Source organism: Vibrio sp. 1580 (assembly GCF_033340055.1).
This window is the reverse complement of sequence record NZ_JAWOVT010000337.1, coordinates 1-668: the sequence shown is the minus strand read 5'-3', so window position 1 is coordinate 668 and position 668 is coordinate 1. Positions and strand designations below refer to the sequence as shown.

Below are 668 nucleotides of genomic sequence, written 5' to 3'. Positions count from 1 at the left end.
TCCGTATTGCGACTCTGGCTTATCTTGCTGGCTCGCCGTAGCTTTCAACGCACCTGCACTTAACGCGGCATTGATCGCTTTGTGGCTCACTTCCCCATTAGCAGCCATTTGAACTGCTGGGTTGAAATTATTCGCCACCAGCGCATCAGGCATTGGTGCGGACGCAAGTTTATCGGCATGTTGAGCCATTGGCGCTTGCGCAGCGACGTGCTTCATCTCTTGCGCGTTCACGTATTGTGCTTGTTGCCCCATCGCGACTGCAGCGGCTGTTCGTTCGCTGCCGTTTCGTACATTGTTATGCTGCGTTGTATTTTGCTCCGCAAGAATGGCTTTCACGTCCGTTGGCAGCGCAACCAACTGGGCTAGCTCTTGCTCAGGAATATCCGCGACGACGTCACCCGTTCTCAAACCTTCAATGACATCGATTTCTTGTTCGCTCAGAGGTTTGCCTTGCGCCAACTTGGTATCAATGACTTCCAGCTCATCAATGGAAACCAGCTGAACCGCCTGACCTTCAAAGCCGACCATCGCAGGGTCAAGTGACACCGAACCATCCAATGCACCTGAGGTGTTCGCCTGAGCTTGTTGCATTGCTGAAGCATCCATTACAGGAGGCGCAGTCAGGTTTTGCCATTCAGTTGATTGAGACTGTAGCTTCTCAATATCAA

General features: G+C 52.1%; 1 pseudogene. It reads right to left on the bottom strand.

From position 1 onward, the window contains the following. A pseudogene (locus R7093_RS25870) lies at positions 1-668 on the bottom strand (flagellar hook-length control protein FliK); the annotation flags it as partial.